Here is a 21,939-nt window from a genome sequence, read left to right on the forward strand (position 1 = left end):
TCTATTTAATTTTTTGCTGCTTGAATTGTAACAGGTCCTAATAAGCCAGAAGTAATTAGCTCTTCTGCTTTTGTAGCACTATCTATAATAACCCAAGTCGTTCGCTCTTCTTTACTTAAAGCTCTATCACCAGTTAATCTATTTCTCCAAACATTCACAACTTCTACTTCAATTGTATTTTCACCTTCTTTAAGTACATTATTCGCATTTAATTTAAAAGGGGCTATCCATGTAGTTCCAATATTTTTTCCATTAATTTTAACAGTCGCCATAATACCTACTTTCCCTAAATCAATAAAAACATCATTCTCAGTGTCCTTTGCCGAATAATCAAAAGTTGACGTGTAAACAGCCGTACCTGAGTAGAACTTTATTTTATCATCTTCACTAGTTATCCAGTCAGTTAACGATGGGAAATCAACGATAGTTTTTGGTCCAATTTCTTTGTTTTTGAAATCAACTTTCCAAGAATTTTCTAATGTCTGTACAATTTTTGTTTCAGGGAAATTATTTTGATTCTTAACATCTTTCGTGTTTTCTGCTTCAGTAAAGACAACAAACCAACTTTGCAATGCTTCCATTTTTATTGGCACTGCAGTACGACCATTTACATTCTTAAAATCAGGTAAATCCTTCATTGTTCCACTAACTGCATCCCATAATTGAGGCTTCATTCCATTGACTCTAAATGAAGGTGAGAATTCAATTACTTGATCACTTTGGTTAGTTAAGAAATAAATTTCCATACCTGGCATTGTTCTGTGTGTCCAAAGAACAGATGCTTGTCCATTTAAATCTACATCCTTGTCGATGTTCAATTTCGTAAGTGCATCTTGCAATTCCAAACCGTCTACAATAGCACCTTTTCCATATGATTTTAGTTTAGCATCACTGCTTCCCCACATTTTAGCTGCAACCGCTTTCACTTTTTCATCACTTTCAGGATAGTTTTGTAAACTTGGAGATTTCACAGGAGCCTTTCCATAAATCTTACCACCTTGTGCTACTAAAGATTCTAATTTCTCTAAAAGCTCTGGTCTCATGGTATCAAATGGAGGCAATACCATTAAACTGTATGTCATTCCATCAGGTAAAACTAACTTTCCATCTTTTACAGACATTCCATTTATAATTACCTCAGCATTGATATAATCATAAGAATATCCTTTTGGTAATTCCGGATTTCTAACTCCTGTCATAATTGGTGCATCTTCTCCAATAAAATAACAAACATCTGCCGCATATTTTCCTTGTTGCAGCATATGTTGAGATCTTCTCAAATAATCGAAATAAGATTTAGATTTTTTAAACCATGTATTGTGACGGTTAAATTCTGTACTAAACCAAGCATTTACTCCTGGTACTCTAGCATCGTCTGGTTGATGGATATATAAATGCAACACAAAATGATTGATTCCTTCTGTTAAAGACCAATCCCCTCTTTTCTTAAGCATTGCAGGATGTCGAACATATGAACGATTTCCAGCAGTGAACGCCTCAGCAGACACTCTGTTTTTCCCATAAATATGAGCTGCAGATGATGCAGATTTACATTCTATATCTCCTAAAGTTCCTTCATTCCAAAATTCTCCACTAACTAAATCAGATTGACCACCATACATTAAGAATTCTGATGGAAATCCCCAGTGACCATAATTTTCTAACCAAAGTTGTAAATTGTCTTTATTACTTGCTTCTCTTAAACCTCCTGTATATTCGTAAGCAACTGCATCTGCAATAGAACGACGTAAATCCCACAAGAAACGTTCAGACTCTTCTACACTTCCTACAATTCTTCCTGTAAATACAGGTAAATATTTCTTAGGATTGTAACCAAACTTGGCTTCAAATTTAGCTTCATAACCGTCTGTCCAGTTTTGAGAACCCATTTCGTAACTATCAGCAATTACATATTTAAAGGCGCTTTTACTTTCTTCAGGAATTCGTTTTAAAAATTCCCCGATAAATTGTGAGTAATGATACTGAGCCAAGGCTTTATTTGCTTTATCCACTTCATATCCTTTTCCTTGTGGTGCCGATGGTGAATTTTTTGTTCCAGTAGGTGTCATTCCAAAACGTTGTACTGTCCAATTACCTGCTGGTGCATTCCAACTAAGCTTTCCACTAGCATCCATTTTATCGCTAATGTCAATCACGTCATTTGATCCTACTTTTAAAGAAGCATCCACGTCTTTTTGTTGATCCCATTTATAACTATTCCAAGCTGGAAATGGTGTTGGATGCATTTTAGCCAAACTTTTTCTAGCAAAACTCTCCATTCCTGATGCTTCAGAAATTACAAGTTCTCCAAGATCCCAAGATTGCTTTTGCTGTGCAGCGTTTCCTTTATTTAACTGTTTAAAAATTACTTTAAAACGATTTGATTTTACTCCAGGTAAACTTATTACTAAATGAGCGTACTTATCGGCTCCCACGTTTGGTGTTAGTTTTCGTCTATCAACCGTAAATGTTTTAATTTTTTTATATTTTCCATCAGTCATGGCGAATACCTCAGCTTTCAAAAACATATTCTTTTGTCCTGGAATAAGATGTAAACTATTCGCTACTATCTCATTTTTAGTTGTTAGTTCAACTTCATATTTCCCAACTTTATTTGCAAAACTAGTTACAGAATTATTATTCCCATCAGTTAAGTTATTCCCATTTTTAACTGTAGGCTTAATTACAATTTTAGTGCTTTTTTGAGAACTTGTAATTCCCTCTGCCTTTATGGATGGAAATGCCAACACATACGTATCTTGAAATTCTTCAAAAGGTTGTGCTAATTGTACATCTATATTTTTCCCTCCTTCTAATTTAACTTCAGAATAAGTTACATAACGCATCGCCATATCCGACTTTACCCAAGGTCCACCAGACTGACTCCAACCCGGACAATTAAATGCACCGATATCAACACCTATACGTTTTCCTTCATTGACTGCATGCACCATATGCGACCACCATTCCTCACTTAACATAGGAACTTTTCCGTCTTTTTCATCAGGATTTATATTTCCTATCAAAGCACCACCAATTCCGGCTGCCTTCATTGCTTCTAAATCTTTGGTAATTCCATCTTTAGAAATATCATCACCAATCCAATACCAATAACACCAAAGTGTATTATCATCTGTTGGAGTAATAAATCCAGCTTTTAGTTTTTCTAAATCAAGTTTATCCTCTTTAGAGGTTTCACAACTATTGAAAATAAGTGCGAATAAAACGATAATAATTTTAAAATTTGTTGATAGAAATTTCATAATTGGTATACCTTGTAATTATATAATTATTGTTTATTGTCTTCTCAGTAATTTCTTAAATTCTAATAAAAAACATTTTTCACTGATAAGCTTCCGTAAATAAACAATTAAATGCTGTTTTACGCATCCTGCACTTTATGGTCTAAACTAAAGAATAAAAAAGTTACTTCACTTTATTTGACCCAAACCATAAACAACAGGATACAATTTAAGCATCAGTACTTTATATTTGAAGCTGAACACTTCTTGTACTCATAGTTGTAACTAGGAACAAGAATCATTTATAATACGCATGAAAATAAATAAACTTGTTTTTTTAAACATTCTTTTAATTACAATATTTCAACTGATAACTAGTTGCCAAAAAGACGCAATAATCTTGGAGGAAGAAGAAGTTCCAGAGGAACCTTTAACAGAATTTGCAATCATTTCAGAGTCTAACCCTCGAATTACCACACATCATTTGACATCTGGTTCCTCGGGTTTTCAATTGGGTATCACATCAAACGCGGGTGGTGTGATTAACGAGATTATCATTCCGGGTATTGGAGATATCATGACAGAAGAAGCAGATTTATATGGTAGAGCTGGACAAGTCGCCATAAGAGACTCATCTCATGGTGGTAGATACAACCCAACACAAGCTGGCTTCAATGAAACTTTAGGATCAAAATGTGCCATTACTCAAACACCTAATAAATTAGTGGTTGAACCGAGGCCAATGGCTTTATGGCATGGAGATGGTCAATACGACTTTACCCGCTGGGAAAACATAGGTGCTGATCCCTATAAAACTGATGGTGGAAATACGGATGAAGATGGACTTGATGAAGAGGACTTACCGGGAAAACAATTAGATGAAGTAAGAAGTGAGTTTGATTATTATGGAACTTACGAAGATATTTCTGGTAAAAACGGAATTGATATCGCTATTATAAGACATTACTACCAAATATCTTTTATTCGTCCGCCAGGACACTGTATCAATCAACATAGAGCTGGCACAAAATTATGGAATCCTCAACCAGTTCAGTCAGACATTTCAGTTAAAAACCCTGCAGGAGTACATCCAGGTTCAGATAAAGATTTGAATAGAATGACAAGCGTTTGGTCTTTAAGACACGATAGAGCAAAATGGACTCCCAAGTATACCTATTATAGAAAAACAAATGGAGCATGGGCAACACTTATTATGGACAATGTAGGCAAAATAGATGGAGAAGAAGATTTCCCTTCTGGCGACAATACTATTTTTATAAATGCTGATTCTAATATTGAAACACAAGGGAAAGCACTAGCAATTTATCGCCCTAAAACAGACATCAATACAAATACCATTATTGGAGTTAATGAAACTAATGGAAGCATTGTGTATAAAGACAAAAGAACGACTACACAGAAAATTCAATACAGTCCTAAACGAATTCAAACAATGAGTAAATATGGTTTTGTTGATCTGTTACGAGGAATGATTAATAGAACGCAACTAGATGGAAACACATATGAAGCTTTTCGAAATGAAGTTTACATACTTTATGGCACACCAAAAGAGATTATGGATGCTATAGCTATTTTGGATGTTAGTTTAGGAGTTTAAAACGTATCAAATAATTTTCCCTTATATAAATTACTTCATCAATACAGCAATAGTATAACAACATTTAAAAAATTACTAGACAGAAACAACGGGATGTCATTAAGATTTCTATCACATACCTTGCCAAAAGATACACATAAGTGTATGTATAAACCAAAAAAATAAACCAAGAGTATGAACAAAAGAAAAATTAATTTTTTAAGGGTAATTTTACCAATTTCACTAGTATTAGTAGCTAGTTGTAATAATGAAATTGACTTTGACAATTCCAACGCTTTAGAAAATTCAGAAACAGAAAAAAAATCTAAATTAAGCTCTTTAGAAAACAAATCTTTACCTGTCATTGCATTTTCTGACACAATACCAGGCACACCTACTTACTTTAGAAGAACCACACACACTTTACCGTCTGGTAATTCAGGCTTTCAAATTGGAGTTACTGATCAGGCAGGTGGTGTAATTAACCAAATTATAATTCCTGGTATCGGTGATATTATGGGGCAAGAAGCAGATAAGTATGGTAGAGTAGGACAAGTTGCAATAAGAGATAGTGGACATGGAGGTGTTTACAACCCTACCCAAGCAGGATTTAATGAATACCAAGGTACTCCCGTTGTAATTAACACATCTGCAGATGGAAAAACTTTAACAATGCCAAGAAGAAAATTAGCTACATGGCATGGTGATGGTAAATATGATTATACGGAATGGGAAAACATTGGTCCAGGTTCTGAAAAAAACGATCTTAAAAATGCAGATAGGGATGATATTGATGAAAGTGATTTACCTGGAAAACAATTAACTGAAGTTAGAAGTGAATGGGATTACAATGGATTTTATAAAGACATCTCTGGTCAATATGGAATTAACATAGGTATTATCAAGCACAGTTACAGAATGTCATTTATACGTAAAGCAGGACATTGTATCAACCAACATAGTAGTGATATATCACCTTTATGGAAGCCGAGTGCTATTCAAAATGATATTTCCGTAAATGCACCTGTAGGTGTTTACCCAGGAACTGATATAGATATGAATAAGATGATCATGGTTTGGTCTTTAAGACATGATTTAGCAAGATGGAATCCTAAAAATGTTATCTATAGAAAAACAGACCGCACTTGGGCAACAATAACACCTAACGACAAAATTGAACTTAAAACACAACCAGCAGATAGTGATGGAACTGCATTTATGATTGCTGATAACACAAATAGAAACCTTGGAAAAGCGCTTTGTGTTTACAGGCCTAAAACAGCAGTAAATACTGAAGTAGTTATTGGTGTTAAAGGAAACAACATTATTTATACAGATTCTAGAGAATCTACTTCAGGTATGATTTGGGATGCAACGCGTAATGCATCAATGAGCAAATATGGTTTTGCGGGTAGATTAAAAGGAATGATAAGTCGTGATAGACTAGATGATATTGGAACTTATGCAGGTGAAGGAGTCTATGAAGCCTACAGAAATGAGGTGTATATCTTATACGGAACTCCAAATGAAATTATAACCGCTACTAGAAGGTTGGATAACAATCTAACACTTTTTTAAAAACACTTAATTTATTAAAAAAAGTCAGAGAATTATAAGTCTCTGGCTTTTCTTGCTTAAAGTAACTAGAAACAACAGGATGCCTTAGAATTTTTTAATTGATAATATTGTACTCTTAACAGATTAACCTAAAAATAATACTATAGCAAACAACTACGCATATTTTCATTAATTAATTAAATCAAATATTATGAGACATTTATTCGTATGCTTTTGCTTAGTTGCATTTACTATTTCTTGCACAGAATCAGATAATTCTACTGATGATAATTTTTTTGCTTTAACTGTGGGCAATTATTGGGTCTACAAAAACTACAAGTATAACCGATATACAGAAACCTATAATGATGTTGGCGTTAAAGATTCTATCAGTATTGTAAGCACTCAAAAAATTTCAGGAGAAACTTATTATAAATTTAGACGATTTACAACAGGAAACGAACAGAACATCGTTTTAGATAATGAGAATGGGGAACATTTTGAATTTTTAAGAGAATTTGAAGGCAACTTGATAAATGAAAAAGGAGCTATAAAATTTACAAATAATAATTTTGAAGAACGGTTATTGAAAGAAAATGATTGGGGCAATATATATGAAACTTTAATTGATGAAACTACAACTCTAAATGTTGAAGCAGGTGAATTTTCATGTATAAATTCAGAGCGATATGCCAAGAATCCTGAAGGAGAACGACTTACTGGCTTAGACCGTTTTTATTATGCAAATGGTTTTGGACTTATTTACGACACAAAATCAGTGATTTCTATCGATACACCCATTATTATTAGAAGATTATATTCTTTTGAGGTTCAATAAAAAAAACTGAAATAGAAAAAATGATACACTAAAAGAGGCTAATAATTCTTTAAAAGAAAGTGATCTAAAAAACATAAAAAAGAGATGGAATTTACCAAGCATTAGAAATTGGATCAGGAACCTATTCGTTTACCTCAGAAATATAATTTTATAATTTAAACCAGAAAGCAAAAATGAAAATAATAAATTTTTTACTCTTATTCTCTATACTTCTAAATGCACAGTCTAAACAGAATAATAACAATGCTTCAAAGCCAAATATACTTTGGATAGTAGCAGAAGATCATGGCCCACATATGGGGTGTTATGGCGATGCTTTTGCAACTACACCGCATATAGATAAATTTGCAGAAAAAGGAATGTGCTTTAATTATGCATGGTCTTCTGCCCCTGTCTGTGCTGCTGCACGTACCACACTTTGGTCAGGTATTTCCGGTCCTAGTTCGGGTGGAGAACATATGCGAAGCATGTCTAAATATCCAGAAGGAAAAAACATGTTTCCTAAATACTTAAGAGATATAGGATATTATTGTGCTGGAAATGGAAAAGAAGATTACAATCTAACTACGCCTGAAGGAGTTTGGGACGAGTCTTCTATAAAAGCACACTACAACAAACGTAAACCTGGACAACCTTTTTTTGCTTATTTTAACAATACGCAAAGCCATGAAGGTCATATACATGACATTACTAGAAAAGCTAAAAGCAAAAGAACAAAGTCACTACACGATCCTTCAAAAGTAAAACTACCTAAATACCATCCAGACTGTGAAGCGATGCGTTTAGAGTGGGCTGCTTATTATAATAGTGTAACGAAAGTAGATGCAGCTGCAGGAAAGCGACTTGCTGAACTTGCCGAAGCAGGATTGGAAGATAATACAATTGTATTTTATTTCGCAGACCATGGAGCAGGTTTCGCGCGTCAAAAAAGATGGCCAAATAATGCAGGATTACAAGTTCCGGTTGTTGTTTATTTTCCTGAAAAATGGAAACATCTTGCGCCTAAGGAATACAAAGCAGGTGGAAGATCGGACCGTTTGATTAGTTTTGTAGACTTTGCACCAACTGTACTTAGTATCGCAGGTATTGAAGCTCCTAAATGGATGCAAGGATATGCTTTCGCAGGAAAACACCAAACTAAAGAACAACCCTATGTTTATGGATTTAGAGGTCGTATGGACGAACGTCTAGATTTAGTAAGAAGTGTCTCTAATGGACGTTACGTATATCTTAGAAATTATATGCCACAATTTTCACAAGGACAACGAGTAAATTCTCAAATTCGCTTCCCCTTCTCATCAACTGCAGCTTGGAAAAAATTGTATGACGAAGGAAAACTAAACAAAGCACAAAGTCTTTTTTGGGAAACACCAAAAGCACCTGAAGAATTATATGATCTAAAAAATGATCCTGATGAAATAAACAATCTTGCAAATTCAAAAGAACATCAACGTATTTTAAAGAAAATGCGTGAAGCACAACAAACCTATGCTCGTGATATTCGTGATGTTGGATTTATTCCTGAAAACGAAAGATTTACAAATACTGTAGCTCCTTATGATTTTGGACACGATCCTAAATTATACCCATTTGATCGTATTATCTCAACGGCTGAAATGGCTTCGTTAATGAAACCTGAAGATATCTCTAACTTGACTCATCTTATGTCTGATGAAAACAAAATAGTAAGATATTGGGCAACTATGGGAATAATGATGCATGGTGAAAAAGCAGTAGAACAAAGCAAAAAAGAGTTAGAAAAAGCGCTCACAGATACTTCTGATGATGTAAAAATTGCAGCTGCGTGGGCTTTAGTCAAATACACTTCATCTAAATACTCTAAAGACGCATTACAATTACTATCTGAACAAGCATTAAGAAAAGACAATATATTTGTTGTTATTGCTGCTCTTACAGCTTTGGATGATTGCGAATTAAAAACGAAGAGTTTGCAAAATGATTTTGCTAAATGGGAAATAAACCCTGATACACCTAATAAACGTTACGCATCATATCCTGGTAAATTAATGACAAGTATATTTCTAAGATATGGTATACCAGTAAAAAAAGGAAAAAGAAAATAAACTTGCCTTAGCTACTCATAAAAAAAGCCAGAAAATTAAATTTCTCTGGCTTTTTCTTTTGATTTTATAACTATCATTTAAATTTTAACTTCACTAATTTGGAAGTAAGGTGTTACATTGGTATAGTTTTTAATATCTCCCATAATTTCATCTAAATATGGTTCAAACGACTTATGCATCTCGTCTATCGAATCAAAATATAGATGTCCACATGCCATAAAAGTACATTCAGAACCTATTTCAAAACCACTCAAGCCATGCTCAACTGCCGAGTGTTTTAAAGAATCCCCTAACAGCCTTACCACCATTGGTGTATGCGTATTGCAGTAATAGTCAATATCAAAATGACTCCCTTCTTGTTTAGGATATAATGCACTTAATTTTATCATTCCTTTATTCATAATTAATTATAATTTGAAGTGTTACTATTTATTTCTATACTTTAATTTTTATCTGCTGCTTTGTAAGACAAATGCCCTGTAGATCCTTTACCTAATACACTATGGTACTTCTTTGGTATTTCTGCGCGATGTTTAGCTATAACATCTGCGTAATCTATATTCTGTATTTTATTATACCATTCATTCGGATCTTTTGTATGATTGTAAAACTCTTCCGAACCGTCTTTGTATTGAATAAAACGATAGTCTTCAGAAACAATTGCATAGTTACCAGGACCAAAACTAGTTCTTGCATAATGTGGCCAATTAGCTTGCGTATTTTTCAATAAAGGCACCAAAGAATTCCCTTCCAATTTTGAATCTGCTTTAAGACCAGTTAACTCCAACAACGTAGGATAAATATCTAATAACTGAACAGGTTTAGTACATACTTTTCCTTTTTCAATACCAGGACCTATAATAATCAAAGGTACTCTTGTACCATCTTCCCATAAGCTTCGTTTTGCATAACGGTCTTTTTCTCCTAAATGGAATCCGTGATCACTAAACAAAACCACATACGTATTATCTCCATATTCCCCATTATCTAAAGCGGTTAGTACTCTTCCCACTTGTTCATCTACAAAACTAACACATGCTAAATAGGATTGAACTAATGGCTTCCAAGCATCATTTTCTAAAACCCACTTATGTGTTGGCGAAACGTGTTTTTCTCTTGTAATATCTATTCCATAAGAAGAAATATCACTTAAATCATCTTTAATTGTTTTTGGTAATTGTATACTTTCCAATGGATACATATCAAACCATTTTTGCGGCGCAAATTGCGGCACATGTGGTCGATAAAACCCAACCCCCATCCAAAAAGGGTTTTCATATTTCTCCTTCAACTTACCTTCTGCCCAAGTCGCAATTTTATAATCGGGCATTTGAGCATCTTTTTCTGGAAACACACCCCAGTCCCAAAGTGGATGCCCTGGATAATCACTAATTTTTTCTTTAGGCATAGGTCCAAAACCTCCAAACTGTCCCGCATAATTTGGAATATGAGCTTCGTTAATACCTTTTCCGTTATGCAATAATTTTCCACCACCAAAAACTGTATACCCTTCTTGCTCAAATCTTTTAGGCATCACAACTTGCTTTTTCGCAACTGGAGAATTATTGATATCAGGATTTAAAAAATAAATTCCTGTAGTACTTGGATACAAAGAAGTCATCATACTAGCACGGGAAGGATTGCAAACGGGTGCCTGACAATGGGCATTGTTAAATACAACACCACGAGCTGCTAACCTGTCTATATTTGGAGTTTTGGCCTGAGGATGTCCTCCCAATACTCCTATCCAATCATTCAAATCATCCACAGCTATAAACAGCACATTTGGTTTTTCTTCTGATTTATTTTTTGATTCTTCCTTTTTTCCTTTGCATGAAACTAAACTATGCAATAGGCCTACCATCAAAACAAATACTATTTTTTTTCTCATTAAATAAGTTATAATCTGAATTCAATTATTGATTTAATTACTTCTATAAATAAAACGAATTCAAATCTATTCTCCATCCTGCAAAACCCTGAACAAATAACAGATCCGTTTTAATAACTCCCACAGATTCGACAGGATAAATATATCGGCAAGGCTTATTACTTTTATATGTCAGTAAACAAGGTTTTATTAAAAAAACTAATTCAAGACTCCATAAAACATGTCCCATAAATTAAAAAAAAATGCATTTTAAATACCCTTTTTCTATCATCGTCATCTTGGTAAGTCTATTTTCAATTTTAGCTTTTACAAATCTTTTAGACAAAGAACAACAACTAGAAGCCTCTTTTTTAAATCCGCCTAATTCAGCTCGTGCTCATACTTGGTGGCATTGGGTCAATGGTAATGTTTCTAAAGAAGGTATTACCAAAGATTTAGAATCTTTTAAAAAAGTAGGTTTAAGCGGATTTCAATTATTTGATGTTGGACTGAGGATTCCTCATGGAGGAACTGTTTTTAATTCCAAAGAGTATCACGACAAAGTCGCATTTGCTATATCCGAAGCTGACAGATTAGGTTTAGAAATGGGTATCAATAGTGCTTCAGGCTGGTCTAGTACGGGTGGTCCATGGATCAAACCTAAAAATTCTATGAAAATGTTAGTTTGGAGTGAACAGGAAATAAATAAGAAAACAACGACACCTTTTCAATTAAAACTTCCTGAATTAAATAAAATTCAAAAAGAATTTAATTTTTACAAAGACATTGCGATTCTAGCCTTTCCAAAACCAAAAAATGCTGCGTATAGAATTTCTAACTGGGAAGCAAAATCATTGACAGATCTAAAAGCAAAAGCAAATGAATTTGCTCCTTCTTCTAAAAAAGCTCCAAAAGATGCAATCATAAAACTTAGCGATGTCATAATTTTAACAGATAAAATAGATACAAACGGAAAACTTAATTGGACACCTCCATCTGATAATTGGACAGTAGTTCGTATTGGTTACACAACAACAGCTGCAAAAACTAGACCTGCATCAAAAGGAGGTATTGGTTTAGAATTAGATAAATTAAGTAAGGAAGCTGTTACAATTCACTGGGAGGCCTTACTAGATAAAATAACAGAGGATGCTAAAGGAAGCAAGGCCTATACTACAATTCTTATAGATAGTTATGAAGTAGGTCATCAAAATTGGACAGCTAATTTTGAAGATACTTTTCAAGAAAAGCGTGGGTATAATTTAATTCCTAGATTGCTTTGTGCAACAGGTCGTATTATAGAAAGTAATGAATATTCTGAACGTGTTTTATGGGATTTCAGAAAAACTGTTGCAGACGAAATATACGAGAACTACTTTAAATTTTTCAAAGAAAAATGTCATGAGAACGGTCTTAAATTAGCAACAGAAGCATACGGTTCTGGATCTTTTGATGCTCTGGAAGTAAGTAAACTTGTTGACATCCCAATGACTGAATTTTGGTATAAAGACAAAGCGAAAGGACAAAGAAATATTTGGAAATGGACAAGCCATATTTCGTCTTCAGCCGCACATTTATCTGGTAGATCAGTTGTAGGTGCAGAAGCATTTACAAGAATGAAAGGAGACTGGACGGTACATCCTTATAATTTAAAGGTTATAGGAGACAAAGCTTTTACAGAAGGAATTAATCGCTACTATTTCCACACCTCTGCACATCAACCTTGGAATGATAATATAAAACCAGGAATGACAATGAGTAGATTTGGATCTAATATACACCGAAACAACACTTGGTTTTATAAATCTAAACCATGGCTCAACTATATTGCTAGATGTCAATACATAATGCAAACAGGAACGAACCAAGCAGATGCATTGGTTATGTATGGTGACGAACGTGGATTTAATAATTTTTTAGGAAGAGTAGAACATTTGGATTTTGACTTTTTAGAAGGTTATAAATTTGACGTAGCCGGTATTGATTCCTTAGATGATTTGAGTGTTGATGAAAATGGAGAAATTAGAGTAAGCTACGAAGGGAAGTTATTGGATACAAAATACAAAATACTCTCTTTAAAAAGAGATCTATTAATGCGAATAGCATCTATCAAAAAACTTGGAAAACTAGCTGAAGATGGAGCTATGGTAATTGCTCAAAAACCAATAAGAACTCCGGGAATAGAAACCAATCCAAACGCAACTAAAGAATTTAATGCATTGGTGAAGAAATATTGGGATTCGGGACTGATCCACTTACCATCAACCTATAAAAAATCATTAAGTGCAGTAACTCCTGATTGTAAATTGCCTATAGGAATGGAGTATGCTCACCATAAAATTAACGATGGTGATTTCTATTTTGTATCCAATCAATCTTATGATGCTAACAAAGGGGCTTGCATTTTTAGAGTAACAGGAAAACAACCAGAACTATGGGATCCTGAAACAGGTAAGATTTCTAAAAACCTCAACTGGAAACAATTGAAAAATGGAACTACTGAAGTTCAATTAGATATGACTTCTGCACAATCTATATTTGTTGTATTTCAAAAGGAAACTAAAAAAACTAGTGGATCGTTCAAATCTCCAAACTATAAGAAAATTCAAAACATAGAGGGTGATTGGAATGTAACATTGGACAAACGTTTTGGGACAAGCGAAACGATTGTATTTGATAAATTAACTCCTTGGAATGAACATACCAATGAGGATATCAAATATTATTCTGGGACAGCTACTTATAAAACTAGTTTTAATTTTAATACTAGTACAAAAAAGAAATCGGTTCTATTAGATTTAGGTGAAGTTGCAGTAATAGCAGAGGTTAAATTAAACGGAAAAGAGCTTGGTACGCTTTGGAAACCTCCATTTAAAATAGATATAAAAGAAGCGCTAAAAAGGGGAAAGAATACGTTAGAAATTAAAGTAACGAACCTTTGGCCAAATCGTCTTATTGGGGATGCACAATATCCTAAGTTTAAAGAATCAAATACATCACTTCCTAGTTGGCTAATGGATGGAACGGGAATTCCTGCAACTTCAAAACGAAAAACATACGCTGCTCATAATCATTATAAAGCAGATGCAGAACTTTTAACCTCAGGACTTATGGGCCCCGTAAGCATCTTAGCCGCGAAAAAATAATTTCAAGTTTCAAACATGAATATCTTTAATAAAATAATTTGCGGTTTTATAGTACTAATATATAACTTCTCTACTGCGCAGGTAAAAAAGCCAAATTTTGTAATCGTCATAGCGGATGACCATGGGGTATTTCATTCTACTCCTTACGGATCAACAATTATTGAAACTCCAAACATGCAAAAGCTTGCAGATGAGGGAATTCGTTTTGACAATGCCTATATTGCATCGCCCGCTTGCGCACCGAGTAGAGCTGCCTTATTCACTGGTTTAATGCCTTATAATAACGGAATTGTTGGAAATCATGAAAAAAATTTAAAACCTGGTGTATTATCTCTAATACCTAATCTTATAGAGCAAGGATATGAGGTAGTTTTTCAGGGTAAAGTTGCACATGCTCGTAACAATCAGCATAAAGGCTATGTTCCTAAAGCAGTGAAAATTCTAAAAAGAGCACCTACAAACGATCAGAAATTAAGCGTTGTAGATGATTTTCTTAAAAACAGAGAAACTACCCGTCCATTAGCCTTATTTGTGGGATGTACAGATACACATACCCCCTACCCTCCGGCAGGTGAATCAAGAATCAAACCAGAGGATGTTATTATAAACAAACGAATCTATACCACTCCTGAAGCTCAATTAGAAATGAGTAGATACATCCAAGCAGCAGAATCTATAGATACCAAACTTGGAAATATCCTAAAAATGTCAGATATCTATTTAGACAAAAAAAATACGATGACGGTATATACATCAGATCATGGAATGGCGTGGCCGTTTGCTAAATGGTCTCTTTATGAAACAGGAATACGTACACCATTACTAATCTCTTGGCCAGGAAAAATTCAACCACATACAACAACAAAAGCCATGGTTAGTTGGATTGACTTACTTCCAACATTGATAGATATTGCCGATGGAACAGTACCTGAAAATATTGATGGGAAACCTTTTACAGCAGTCATTTTAGGAAAGAAAAACAAACACAGAGACGCTATTTACGCAACGCATAAAGGTGATAATGAAAAAAACGTATACCCTATCCGATCTGTTAGAGTTGGGAAATGGAAATATATTCGGAATTTACATCCGGAATTTGCCTATACAACGCATACTGACACATGGGCTACAGAAGTACCAATGACAAAACTACATGCCAATCATGCTGGGCGTCACTGGAATTCCTATTTAGCTGCAGCAAAAAGAGATCCTGCCGCAGTTGCTTTCTTAATAGATTATCATACCAATCCTGCAGAAGAATTGTATAATATTGAAAAAGACCCTTTAGAACAAAATAATCTTGCAGACGACCCTAAGTGTGCTAAAAAACTTAGTACTCTTAGAGAAAAAGTGACACAACATATGAAAGAAGTTAAGGATGATGAATCCCTAAGTGGCCCTCCTAAACTACTTAAAGACTTTTCTATAATGAAATCGAAAATAAAGAGCACTGATTAATTCTAATTTATATACCTAAAAGCACCATACAATGACATCATTAATAAATTTCAGGATTTCTTTATACGCTTTAACAAGTTTACTTGTTCTCTCACTATTATTCAGTTGTAAAAATACACCACTTGTTACAGGAGCGATAACAGAATTAAAAGCAGAAGGATTTTCTAATTGGAGCGTTATAGATGAACCAATACCAAAATTATCCTGGAATTCAATTGTAGAAATCGAAGGTAAAAAAGTGATTGCTTATGAAGTAATAGCTGCTGATACTAAGAGTAACTTAGATAAAAACAAAGGAAACTTACTAGAATTGACAAGAACAGAAGCTGAAGAAGGTCCATGGATTTATTTCAATGCTTCAAAATTATCTTCCCGTACTACCGTTTTTTGGAAAGTTAGAGCAATCTTAGAAGATGACAGCCGTGATAATTGGAGCAAAATAGCAACTTTTGAAATAGGTCTGAAGAAAAAATCAGACTGGACTGGGAAATGGATTGGAATGCCTAAAGACCTTCGTAAAGATGCTGCTCCTTGGTTTAGAAACTCATTTGACATCACTAAAAAAATCACAAAAGCAAGACTTTATGTATGCGGATTAGGTATGCATGAAAGCTGGATCAATGGTTCTAAAATAGGAAACGAAGTATTACAACCAGCACAAACAGATTATAATACTCGCAGTTTTTACGTAGCTCATGACATAACCTCTGTAATCCAAAAAGGAACGAACACATTAGGGTTTTGGTTAGGAGATGGTTTTTACAATCAGAATAAAGTTTGGGGAGCAAAAGGTTTGAGTTATGGACAACCAAAAGTACTAGCGCAACTTGAAATTACATTTGAAGATGGTAGCAATACAATTATTTCAACAAATGAAAATTGGTTGTGTAAAAATAGTCCTATTAGTTCTTCTAATGTTTATGCAGGAGAAAAATACAATGCTCAAAATTACGATTCAAAATGGGCTGATAACAAAGACGAATTACATAACTGGAATCCAGTTGTTATGGAGACTTCGCCAGGAAAAAAATTGATTGCACAACAATTACCTCCTGCTCGTATTAAAAATACTGTACAAGTAAAAGAGGTAAAACAATTACACCCCAATACTTGGATTTTTGACTTCGGACAAAACCTAGTAGGATGGGCTAAACTAAAAGTAAATGCCTCTAAAGGAACAGAAATTACGATGCGTTTTGCTGAACACCAACAAAGCAATGGTGAACTAAATTTTGAAACTAGTGGTGTAAGAGCTACGAAAGTAATTCAGACGGACACATATATTTGCAAGGGGAATGGGAAAGAAACATGGGAACCTAGATTTACAAACCATGGATTTAGATATGCTGAGGTTACTATAAAAAACGGAACCTTAAAAAACAAAACACCCGGAAAAGACTTTCTTGAAGGAATGGTCATTTATACAGATATGGCAATCACTGGAGAGTTTTCTAGTTCAGACACTACTTTGAATAAAATATTTGACATGGCACATTGGACACAATCTGGTGGTTTATTAGGAGTTCCTGTAGATTGTCCTATTCGTGAACGTTGTGGATGGACAGGAGATGCACAATTAACGGTTCCTTATACCCTATATCGTTTTGACGCTGCTAGTTTGTGGAGAAAATACACAACAGATATTGTAACAACAGCTCAAATTAAAGCACCGATGCTTTGTTTTGGAGATGAGTTTGCTGAAAGAACAAGGCAAATAAAAATGGCTGGAATCCCCACAATGATTGCCCCAGGAAAAAGATTTATTGGCGAAGGATCTCCTGGCTGGGGAAGTGCGATTGCTTTTATTCCATGGGATATTTATGTACAAACGGGAGATGCTAGAACTTTAAGCACACATTATCCTTCAATCAAACAATGGACTGAACATTTAAAAGGAATTTCTACCAATGGAATTGTATATGCAGGTATGGGAGACTGGTGCAAACCTATTGTTGACAATCCTGAGAACAAAACAGAACGTGAAATTTATGGCGCAGTAACACCTATGTTATCTACTGCCTGTTTGTATCGTAGTGCTAGAATTACTGCAGATGCAGCAAAGATACTTGGAAACGATACAGATTATACCTATTACAATACACTAGCCGCTGAAATCCGTGCTGCTTTTACAAAAGCATTTTATACAGAAGATAGAATTTTAATTCCCAATCAAACAGTAAATGCAATTGCTGTTAATTGGAATGTATTAGCCCCTGAGTTGCATGAAAAGGTAGCGGCTGATTTAAATGAGCAGGTTGTTAAAGCAAACTATCATTTTGATACGGGTGTCTTTGGAATGCCCTCTTTGTGGCCTGTACTTAGCAAGTTTGGTTACAAAGATACACTTTGGAAAACATTACAAAACGAAAACGCTCCAAGTTTTAAGCACATTATGAGTAAAGGAGCAACAACATTTTGGGAAGTATGGCCTAAAGAAAATGAAAATCTTGATACTTACGATCAATCGATGAGTCATCCATTTCAATCTGCATTTGTAAGCTGGTTTTATGAAGGGCTTGCCGGAATAAAACCTGACGCAGTAAAACCAGGATATCGTATGATTCACTTAGAACCACAAATTATTTCTGAATTAGAATGGATACAATGTCGTTTTCAGTCGTCCATGGGAATGATTGAAAGTTCTTGGACTCAGAAAGACGCCATCCTAACATGGAATGTAGAAATTCCAGCAGGTGCAACGGCCTCGTTAAGAATACCTGGATCTCTAATTAACATCAACAAAGACGGTGAAAAAATAGTAGTAAAAACTCAAAAGGAACTAGACGCACAAGGAACTTATGAAAAATTACTTCTTACATCTGGAAAATATAGTATTACTTCAAAATTAAAATAAATGAACTATTTTATAAAGGTAATTTGTATCCTCTTTGTGCTACAGAAAATAACTTTAGGTAACGTATTTGGACAAAATCCAATTTCTCCTCCAGGAGTAGACATAGCAGACCCAACAGCTCATGTTTGGAAAGATGGTAAAGTATATGTGTATGGATCTGTAGACAAAACAACAGATTATTACTGTTCACACACACATCATATACTTTCATCTGATGATATGTTAAACTGGAATTTGCATGAAGACTATTTTAATTCGAAAGGAAAAGAAGACAAAGTTCCTTATAATGACAAACTTTTGTATGCACCAGATGCTGTTTCCTAAGACGGTTTCAACTATTTTTTGAAACCGTTTTTAATGAATGCTATTTGTATTCTTTAAAAACCTGTAATTTCTTTAAGCTTGTTAAAAAAAGCTTTCTTTCGAGGAGAATTTATCCCCCAGTCAATTGGCACGCTCTGGTAGCCATCTTTAAATCCCTCCCCATCCAATCGAAAATCAAAATACCCCCATGAAGTATAAGATTCTATAGCCGCTTTGAAATTATAATTTTCAGCATCGTAATTAAAATGATCATCCTCTGTAAATAAAATCGGCTGATTTGTAAACCCAGGTATCTGTTTCGTTTGATTTACCATATCTGTAATACCTTCTGGTTTATGAACACCATTTCCATGGATTAGAATAAAATCAGAAACTTTCAATACATTCTCCTGAGGAATAATTCCACCTCCATAACTGGTAGTTACTAATAATTCACCTCCACTTATCTCTTTAACTCGTTGTATCAATTCATGCACTCTAGGTCGCCTTAAAATAGCATGATCATAAGGGCCGTTGCATTCATTATTAATTTCTATAAGGACATTTTTGTATTTCTTTTCAAGAATCCAAGTAGTTATTTTATCGGTAGCATTCAATACAGCAGTTTCATCTTCTAAATCTTCATCTTGCCTAAAATAAAAATAACCCAAAATAACAACCATCCCTAATTCATCTGCTTTGTTTAAAACTTTTTCAAGACGTTTTATATAGGCAGGTCGAAGATTCCCTTTTGCGTCAAAAGTAGAATTAATCCAGTTGTGATTTTTATATCCAAAAGGTCCTCCACCTTGTAAGTTTAATGAAAACGCTAATAGTCCATGTTTATGCCATTGTTCCATATTTGCAACAAACTCATTGGTATTTCTATCTGCATCCCATTTTTGCGTGTCCGGGTATTTAAAAACGTCAACAGTCTCAGGGTTCAAATCATCAAAAATCCCTTGAACCATTCTTGAGTTCATCAACAATCCTTCAATTTTATTTCCTTGCCAAAATCTTCCTTTATAAGTTAATTCGTCATTAATATAAAACTGATTTTCTTTTATGGAAACTATTGTTTTTCTATGAATCTGCGCCATTGCTGAAGCATTCCATAAAAGTACTGTTAAAACAAATAGTATTGTCTTGAAATATTTTTTGAACCCGATCAACATAATTATAGATTTTATGATTCTATAAATAAATGAAATTCAACCCAAATAGTCATCCTGTAAAACCCTGTACAATAATTTTAAAATCAACAATTCTTATCAATAAAAATAAATATCTAAACACTATTCACTACAGATACAACAGGATAAATATTTTAAGAAACCTATTTATTTTTACTAATGATGAAGAAATTCTTCGTTTAAAATAAATTCAATCAAATATTTCTTTAAAGATAAAAGAAATGCGACTCATTTCAATTACCTAAAAAAAATGAAAAAAAACATCTCAGTATTCATTATCCTGTTTACCCTAAACTTCGGAATTGCACAGGAATTTAAAATTATTGGAAATAATTCCGCAAAAAGAAGGGACATTACCCACAGAGTTCGTTCTGGTGACTTTACAATCGGTATTAACAAATTTGGAGGAGGATATATCACCGAAATCGACATTCCTGGAATTGGAAACATCATGGGAGTTCAAGCTCAAAAATATGGTCGAGGAGGACAATCATCTATTCGTGATTTAGGAAGAGGGGGTCAATACAACCCAACTCAAGCAGGTTTTAGTGATAATGCAGGAACAGAATGTGCCATAACAACTGTATCACCAAGTAAGCTAATAATCCCTAGTAGAGGCTGTGCTTTGTATAATGGAGATGGACATTTTGATTTTACGAATTGGGAAAACATCAGTGCTGATCACCCGAACATTAACGATGCTGGTAATACGGATCAAGATGGTATTGACGAATCTAATTTATCTGTTACCATTGATGGGAAAACATATTCAAAACAAGAGGCAGAAGTTCACAGTGATTTCGATTTTTATGGAGAATATGAAGATTATTCGACAATAACTGGAATTTCAATTCCTGCCATTCGTCATTACTTCGAATATCGCTTTATTAGATCTTCAACTTTACCTAATTCAGCCATGAAACAATTCAATGAAGTAGCGCTAAAAGGTTTAGATAAGCCCGAATGGAATGATGCTTACTTTTTAAATGATATTTCTGTTGAAAACCCAATTGGAGTGCATACTGGTGGAACAGATCATCTAAACAGTATTTCTCTTTCATGGAGTATTAGAAATGATGTTGCGCTTTGGGATCCAGGTTTCCGATACAAACAGTTAAAAAATGGTTCTTGGGAAAGGCTCGATCGAGATAAGGTAAACAGAGGCTATGAAAAAGATTACAAACTTCGATTTATAATATCTGATTCTGATAATGAAAACGAAGGTCATGCCTTAGGATTCTACCTCCCTAGTTCTGATATTAATAGCAATAATATTGTTGGAATAAAAGAAAGTGACAATTCAATAGCCTACAAAGACAACAGAACTAGTGATCGTTTTTTTAATGATCAGCCTAGAAGAACTCCTACAATGGGGTGGATTGGATTTAGAAGTACTTTAAATGGTGTCATAGACAGATCACATTTGACGGATGAATATGCTGGTATCTACGAAATGATTCGAGCAGAAAACATCATGTTGGTAGGTACAACTGCTGAAATCAAAGCAGCTTTCATTAAACTAGATCAATATTATGCAGATTTATTAGCAACTGATAAAGTCAATGATGAAGAAGCTTTTATATTTTTCCCCAATCCAACCAACGATAAAATTACTATTGCCCTAAAGAATTCTATTTCGAAACTAAACATCTACAATTCTTTAGGAAAAGAAGTTTATTCATGGAAAGGGAATAGTAAAAAACTAACCATACCTGTTTCTAAAATTGGCACCAAAGGAATTTATTTCTTGAAAGTTAACAATACTACTAAGGAATTCGTAATAAAATAAAACAGGCT

At 34.2% G+C, this 21,939-nt stretch carries 13 protein-coding genes; 9 read left to right on the forward strand and 4 right to left on the reverse strand.

Features of this window, described 5'->3' with window-relative positions; all coding sequences use genetic code 11:
* Positions 1-5 precede the first annotated feature (5 nt).
* On the reverse strand, positions 6-3,263 hold the full coding sequence (locus tag FGM02_RS16925) for a glycosyl hydrolase (protein ID WP_139959684.1): 3,258 nt from the start codon (positions 3,261-3,263) through the stop codon (positions 6-8).
* A gap of 379 nt (positions 3,264-3,642) precedes the next feature.
* Between FGM02_RS16925 and FGM02_RS16930 the strand changes: the two genes are divergently transcribed.
* From FGM02_RS16930 to FGM02_RS16945, 4 genes are all read left to right on the forward strand, one after another.
* Complete coding sequence (locus tag FGM02_RS16930; RefSeq protein WP_139959685.1) at positions 3,643-4,860, forward strand: alpha-amylase family protein; 1,218 nt, start codon at positions 3,643-3,645, stop codon at positions 4,858-4,860.
* Between the two features lie 174 nt (positions 4,861-5,034).
* Complete coding sequence (locus FGM02_RS16935) at positions 5,035-6,417, forward strand: hypothetical protein (protein WP_139959686.1); 1,383 nt, start codon at positions 5,035-5,037, stop codon at positions 6,415-6,417.
* Positions 6,418-6,607: 190 nt separating this feature from the next.
* The gene (locus tag FGM02_RS16940) at positions 6,608-7,234 is read left to right on the forward strand and encodes a hypothetical protein (RefSeq protein WP_139959687.1); all 627 of its coding nucleotides are present in this window, start codon (positions 6,608-6,610) and stop codon (positions 7,232-7,234) included.
* 173 nt (positions 7,235-7,407) lie between these two features.
* Complete coding sequence (locus FGM02_RS16945) at positions 7,408-9,318, forward strand: sulfatase-like hydrolase/transferase (protein ID WP_139959688.1); 1,911 nt, start codon at positions 7,408-7,410, stop codon at positions 9,316-9,318.
* Positions 9,319-9,395: 77 nt separating this feature from the next.
* On the opposite strand, the gene FGM02_RS16950 is transcribed toward FGM02_RS16945, so the two are convergent.
* Both FGM02_RS16950 and FGM02_RS16955 read right to left on the reverse strand, forming a co-directional pair.
* Positions 9,396-9,719, reverse strand: coding sequence for an EthD family reductase (locus tag FGM02_RS16950; RefSeq protein WP_208021544.1), 324 nt, complete (start codon positions 9,717-9,719; stop codon positions 9,396-9,398).
* A 41-nt stretch (positions 9,720-9,760) separates the two neighbouring features.
* Entirely contained in the window at positions 9,761-11,209 is a 1,449-nt protein-coding gene (locus FGM02_RS16955; RefSeq protein ID WP_208021545.1) for a sulfatase, read from the reverse strand.
* Positions 11,210-11,451: 242 nt separating this feature from the next.
* On the opposite strand from FGM02_RS16955, the gene FGM02_RS16960 reads away from it, so the two are divergent.
* Genes FGM02_RS16960 through FGM02_RS16975 form a run of 4 tightly spaced genes read left to right on the forward strand, consistent with a single transcriptional unit; the run spans position 11,452 to position 18,970 of the window.
* Entirely contained in the window at positions 11,452-14,334 is a 2,883-nt protein-coding gene (locus tag FGM02_RS16960) for a glycosyl hydrolase (RefSeq protein ID WP_139959689.1), read from the forward strand.
* Between the two features lie 15 nt (positions 14,335-14,349).
* The gene (locus FGM02_RS16965) at positions 14,350-15,792 is read left to right on the forward strand and encodes a sulfatase family protein (RefSeq protein WP_139959690.1); all 1,443 of its coding nucleotides are present in this window, start codon (positions 14,350-14,352) and stop codon (positions 15,790-15,792) included.
* A 31-nt stretch (positions 15,793-15,823) separates the two neighbouring features.
* Positions 15,824-18,646: an alpha-L-rhamnosidase gene (locus FGM02_RS16970; protein WP_139959691.1), complete on the forward strand. Its 2,823-nt coding sequence runs from the start codon at positions 15,824-15,826 to the stop codon at positions 18,644-18,646.
* Positions 18,647-18,970: a glycoside hydrolase family protein gene (locus FGM02_RS16975; protein WP_139959692.1), complete on the forward strand. Its 324-nt coding sequence runs from the start codon at positions 18,647-18,649 to the stop codon at positions 18,968-18,970.
* A 53-nt stretch (positions 18,971-19,023) separates the two neighbouring features.
* On the opposite strand, the gene FGM02_RS16980 is transcribed toward FGM02_RS16975, so the two are convergent.
* Positions 19,024-20,124 carry a hypothetical protein gene (locus tag FGM02_RS16980; protein ID WP_139959693.1) on the reverse strand — a complete coding sequence of 367 codons (1,101 nt, stop codon included), beginning with the start codon at positions 20,122-20,124 and terminating at the stop codon, positions 19,024-19,026.
* 268 nt (positions 20,125-20,392) lie between these two features.
* On the opposite strand from FGM02_RS16980, the gene FGM02_RS16985 reads away from it, so the two are divergent.
* The gene (locus FGM02_RS16985; RefSeq protein ID WP_139959694.1) at positions 20,393-21,931 is read left to right on the forward strand and encodes a T9SS type A sorting domain-containing protein; all 1,539 of its coding nucleotides are present in this window, start codon (positions 20,393-20,395) and stop codon (positions 21,929-21,931) included.
* The last annotated feature ends 8 nt before the right edge of the window (positions 21,932-21,939 follow it).

This window comes from Flavicella sediminum, from assembly GCF_006381105.1.
Taxonomy (GTDB): Bacteria; Bacteroidota; Bacteroidia; order Flavobacteriales; family Flavobacteriaceae; genus Flavicella; species Flavicella sediminum.